The sequence below is a fragment of the Streptomyces sp. NPDC004561 genome (genome assembly GCF_053602155.1).
This window is the reverse complement of the sequence record NZ_JBSGDB010000548.1, coordinates 1-5403: the sequence shown is the minus strand read 5'-3', so window position 1 is coordinate 5403 and position 5403 is coordinate 1. Positions and strand designations below refer to the sequence as shown.

Here is a 5403-nt window from a genome sequence, read left to right as displayed (position 1 = left end):
CGCGGGGCGGTCTGCGACAACGGCGCTCCCATCGCCACCGTCGGACCCCACAGCTCCAGCGACGGCGTGCGCCCGGGATGCACCGACGGCATCGAGGTCGAAGACGGTGTCGTGGCCAGCTTCCGGGTGATCAAGCACCACAAGGAGGACTGACGCGCGGCCCGACCGCATACTGTGGAGCCCCGGCCCGCCGGAATCGGGCCGGGGTCCAAGTAGGACCATTCTCCGACAGCCACGCCCCGTGCACACCCTGCCGGAGCCGGACACCAGGCACGCAGGATGCGGTGTCCGCGCGGCTGTCCCACCTTCACCGGCGGGCCCACCTGGGGGTTTCCGGCCGCCGGTGCCTGTTCCCGAGCCGGCGCCCCGGCACTCTTCCCGGCGTTTTTCCGTTCCGCGAACGGGTGAAGGAGTGACATGGGTATCTGCCTCGTGGAAGACGTGAGCGACGACACCTATGTCCTGGACGGCCTCGACATCACGTTGACCCCGGCTCTGCCGTGGCTGGGACACCAGGTCTGCTGGGAGATGAACGGCCACCTCAAGGAGTCCGTCGACCTGACCCGGATCACCTGCAACGTGATCATGAAGTTCGGCCCGGTGAAGATGCTCGACAGGAACTACGGACTGCCCGAACTGCTGGAGAGCGTGGGCGCGAGACTGTCGGGTGACCTCAGGCCGCCCGCAGGGCCGTGGCGGCTGACGTGGAACCTCCAGCTTCCCGAGACGGTGCCGGTGGCCGAGCACCGCATCCTGCTGCGCGCCTGGACGGGCAGCGGAAAGAACTTTCTCGCGCTGAACATCGCTGTGAACTTCAACCGCAGCTTCCGTCCGGCCGCGACGAGCGGCAGCGCAGGCTCAACGCGTGCCGGACGGCTCACGCTGTGAGGCGGGCGCGAGCGCTACACCTCCGCCCCCAGGCTGAGGTTCCCGGTGCGAATCGACGGTATGTCAGATCAGCAGCACTCCGTGGCTCTGACTGCGTGATCCACAGCGGCGGAGGGCACATCGTTGCCCAGAGCCCCTCTTCCGCCTTCTGAGACACCGGCGACATGCGCGAGGTGACGGAACAGCTGCTGAAACTCTGGGCCGGCGGGTCCGGTTGCCGGCTGCCGGGATCGCACGGTGTCCGCGTCACCGGACGGCATCACCCCGTCGACATGAGGCGGCACATGGCTTACCCGCTCCTCAGCGAGGCTGTGCTGGTGCGGCTTTGTGCGGTGTGCGCAGGGCGAGGAGGGCGACGTCGTCGAGGCCGGGCGGGTGGACGCGGTGCAGGAGCTGGTCGGTGAAGGACGGCAGGGGGCGGTGGGCGAGGGCGGCGGCATGTTGGCGCAGTCGGTTCAGGCCCTCGTCGAGGGTACGGCCGGGCGCTTCGACGAGGCCGTCGGTGTACAGCAGGAGCGTGCAGCCCGGGGGCAGGAGGACGGTGGCATCGGGGCGGGAGGTGCGCACTCCCGTCCCCAGCAGGAGACCGTGGCCGTCGGTGAGGTACTGGGCCAGTCCGTCCCGGGTGATGAGCAGGGGAGGGGGGTGGCCGGCGTTGGTCCAGGACAACTGCCAGTGGCCGTCGCTGGTCTTCGTCACCCGGGCGAAGGCGAGGGTGGCCATGGCGACATCGGTGATCGGCATGATCGCCTCATCCAGGCGTTCGACGATCCGGCTGGGGGGCTGCTGCTGGGACCAGGCGTAGGCGCGGAGCATGTTGCGCAGCTGGGCCATGCCGGCGGCGGCTTCCAGGTCGTGGCCGACGACGTCGCCGACGGCGAGCGCGGTGGCGCCGTCGGGCAGGGTGAAGGCGTCGTACCAGTCGCCGCCGACCTGGGAGGCGTCGGGGGCGGGCAGGTAGCGGACGGTCATCTGCAGGCCGGGCACGCTCGGCATCTGGGGCAGCAGGTGGTTCTGCATGGTCTCGGCGACCTTGCGCTGGCGCTGGTAGAGGCGGGCGTTGTCCAGGGCCAGGCCGGCGCGACGGGCGATGTCCTCCAGCAGGGGCAGGTCGGCAATGGTGAAGGCGCCGGGCTGGGCGGCGCGGCCGAGGGTGAGGGCTCCCAGGACGTCGCGGGTGCTGCGCAGGGGTGCCATGGCCGCGGAGTGGATACCGGTGGTCTCGAACAGGCGCTGCTGCTCGGCCGTGATCCCGGAGTCGGGGGAGCCCTGGTAGGTGTCGGGGCCGGCCAGAGCGGAGGCGACGCCGCGCAGTGCCTTCGACAGGGGCATCAAAGACTCCTCCGGGACCGGCGGCATGGGCCCTTGGAGGTCCTCGTGGTGGATCAGGGTGCCGCCGTCGGCCTGGACCACGGCGGTGCGCCACACCTCGTCGCGTTCGGTGATCAGGTCGATGACGGCCCAGTCCGCCAGGCGCGGCAGGACCAGGGCCGTGAGCCGGCGCAGCGCCTCCTCGACGTCGAACGTGGACGTCAGCTGCGTAGTGGTCTCGGCGAGCAGGGCGAGTCGCTCGAAGTCGCTCAGCGTCCCGGCGGCCCGCTTCGGACGCGGTCCGGTGCCAGGGACCTGCTCGGGGACGTAGAAGACGACGAGTGTGCCGGCGCCGTGGTCGCCGATGTCGTACGGCGTGATCGTCCAGGAGATGGGGAGCAGGGAGCCGTCACCGTGGGCGAAGTACTCGCCGCCGCCCTGGGCCGGGCTCCCGGCGTGGAACGCCTGTCGCATGCCGCACTGCGTCGCGGGCAGCTCCTGGCCCTGCGGTCCGCGGTGCAGCAGGTCGTGAGCGTCCTGCCCCACGAGCTCGTCGGCAGGGCGGCCCAGCAGGTCTTCGGTGCGACGGTTGGCGGCGACGATACAGCCCTGCTCGTCCACGACGTAGGCCCCCGCCCCGATGGCCTCCAGCGCCGGGACGAGGTGAGCAGAGGGCACTGCCGCGGCCTGTTTCTGCTCGCTCTGCGTGCGCTCCGGTCCCACCATGTCCTCGCCTCCCTTAAAGGTCTCGCTTCCCCTTACCCGTGTGCCCCGTTACCCGTGTGCCCCGCTGCAGGGGAGGGTCAGCCGCCGGGCCGGCAGCCAGCGGTGTCCCGCCCCTGATGCCGCGCAGCGGGCTGTCGACGCGTCCTGGCCGGCATCCTGCCCACCGGGCTCTTGCTGGATTTGTCGACCAACGCCGAGTATGCCGAGAGGGCACGGCGCCGACGCGGCGGCCGTGCCCTTTCACCGGAGCGGTGCCTGGACTGCTGCGTACTGCGTCGCCGGCTTCCCTGCTCGGCAGGCGGGTGACTCCTGGAACTGGTCGGATGGTGGGGAAGGGAGGTGCTGTTGCGTGACCGGCTATGTGTCGCCGGAGAACGTGACCGAGGTGACCCGGGTGCTGGACCTGAGCGGAGTGTTCGCCAACGGCACGCTGGGCGGGGTGCTGGCACGGGCCAGCCGTCTGGACCTGTTCGGCTTCCTGGTCATCGGCATCGTCTCCGGTCTCGGCGGCGGTATCCTCCGCGACACTCTGCTGCAGCACGGCACGCCCGTCGCCCTGACCGACTACACCTATATCGCGGTCGCCACTGCCGGGACGATGCTGGCCTTCGTGGCCGACCTGAGCCGTCACACCTCCGGCTGGGCGTTCAACCTGCTCGATGCCCTGGCGCTCAGCGTCTGGGCGGTCGCCGGGGCGCAGAAGACCCTCGCGGTCGGCCTGGGCTGGCTGCCGGCCGTGCTGCTGGGCACGATCACGGCGGTCGGTGGCGGTGCCATCCGGGACCTGCTGCTGGCGCGCACCCCTGCCGTCTTCGGCTTCACCCCCTTGTACGCGACCGTGGCGATGCTGGTGAGTGGGGTGATGGTCCTCTGCAGCCGGCTGGGCGTGCCCACGGTCGGCATTGTGGCCGGGGTCGTGGTCGGCGTCGCGTTGCGGCTGGCCGCGTTGACCTGGGGCTGGAGGTTGCCGGGCAGCCGTGACTGGCGTCCGGGTGCCATGCGCGGCCGCGGCCCCTGAGCCCGACCGGCGAGACGAGCGATCATCGGAGAGGAGCACGCAGCCATGACCCTCAAGGAGTCCGTGGACGCGGTGGTGGCAGAGCTCGCCGGCATCCGGTCCGAGCTGGAAGCCTTCTACGAGGACCTGCACATCCATCCGGAGCTGGGACGGCAGGAGCATCGGACGGCCACCCGAGTGGCGGACCGTCTGGGGGAGTGCGGCTATCAGGTGCACGACGGGATCGGTGGCACCGGCGTGGTCGGTGTACTGGCCAACGGCCACGGCCCCGCCGTTCTGCTCCGGGCCGACATGGATGCCCTGCCGGTCCGCGAGGAGACCGGTCTGCCGTATGCCAGCACGGCCCGCGCCACCGATGCCTCCGGAGGGCAGGTGCCCGTGGCGCACGCGTGCGGGCACGACATGCACGTCACCTGTCTGCTGGGGGCGGCACGTCTGATGGCGACAGCCCAAAGGGTCTGGCAGGGCACGCTGCTGGCCCTGTTCCAGCCCGCCGAAGAGCCCGGCGACGGCGCCGACCGGATGCTCGCCGACGGGCTCACCGGCCGTGTTCCCCACCCGGACGTCGCATTCGCCCAGCACGTGCTGCCCTATCCCGCCGGTCAGGTCGGCACACGCGCCGGGTCCTTCCTCTCCGCGGCGGACAACATCAAGATCACGGTCCATGGCAGAGGCGCTCACGGATCGGCACCCCAGGCCGCGATCGACCCCGTGGTGATGGCCTCGATGATCGTCGTCCGTCTCCAGACGATCGTCTCGCGCGAGCTGGCCGCCACCCAGCCGGCGGTGCTGACCGTGGGCTCCGTGCAGGCGGGCACGAGCGGCAACGTGATCCCGGAGACGGCCGAGCTGCTGGTCAACGTGCGCACCTACGACGAGGACACCCGCCAGGCGGTCCTGGCCGCGATACGGCGCATCGTCAGGGCCGAGTGCGACGCTTCCGGGGCGACCCGCGAGCCGCAGATCGAGGAGGGCACCCGTTTCCCGCCGACCGTCAACGACGCCACGGTGACCCGCGAGGTCGCCGCCGCCTTCACCGCGACCTTCGCAGAGCGCGCCGGCACCGCCGCCCTGCAGAGTGCCAGCGAGGACTTCAGCCGGATCCCGGACGCCTTCGGCATCCCCTACACCTACTGGGCCCTCGGCTGCATCGATCCGGACACCTATCAGACTGCTCAGCAACGCGGCACGGTCTCCCAGGACATCCCGGTCAACCACAGCCCCCGCTTCGCACCAGTCCTCCAGCCCACCCTCGACACCGGCGTCCAAGCCCTGATCGCGGCCTCACTGACCCGACTTGCCGGCCCCGACCCCACCAGCCTGTGAGGCAACGCCTGGGCTTCTCGCCATGCCGGTCGGGCTTCGCGACGGGCCGGCCCGGCCCGTAGAACGTTGATGGCGCCCACGGTGTCCGCGTGCGCGTGGTGGCCGCACGAGACGCAGCGGAAGGTCTCCTGTGT

Annotated in this window: 4 protein-coding genes; 3 read left to right on the top strand and 1 reads right to left on the bottom strand. The window is 70.9% G+C overall.

What is annotated here, in order from left to right:
* Nucleotides 1–417: 417 nt before the first annotated feature.
* Nucleotides 418–888 carry a hypothetical protein gene (locus ACWEN3_RS40375; RefSeq protein WP_452981888.1) on the top strand — a complete coding sequence of 157 codons (471 nt, stop codon included), beginning with the start codon at nt 418–420 and terminating at the stop codon, nt 886–888.
* Between the two features lie 300 nt (nt 889–1188).
* Here ACWEN3_RS40375 and ACWEN3_RS40370 read toward each other — a convergent pair whose 3' ends face one another.
* On the bottom strand, nt 1189–2925 hold the full coding sequence (locus ACWEN3_RS40370) for a SpoIIE family protein phosphatase (protein ID WP_452981886.1): 1737 nt from the start codon (nt 2923–2925) through the stop codon (nt 1189–1191).
* 349 nt (nt 2926–3274) lie between these two features.
* On the opposite strand from ACWEN3_RS40370, the gene ACWEN3_RS40365 reads away from it, so the two are divergent.
* Nucleotides 3275–3943 carry a trimeric intracellular cation channel family protein gene (locus ACWEN3_RS40365; protein ID WP_452981883.1) on the top strand — a complete coding sequence of 223 codons (669 nt, stop codon included), beginning with the start codon at nt 3275–3277 and terminating at the stop codon, nt 3941–3943.
* Between the two features lie 45 nt (nt 3944–3988).
* Nucleotides 3989–5269: an amidohydrolase gene (locus tag ACWEN3_RS40360; RefSeq protein ID WP_452981881.1), complete on the top strand. Its 1281-nt coding sequence runs from the start codon at nt 3989–3991 to the stop codon at nt 5267–5269.
* Nucleotides 5270–5403: the final 134 nt, after the last annotated feature.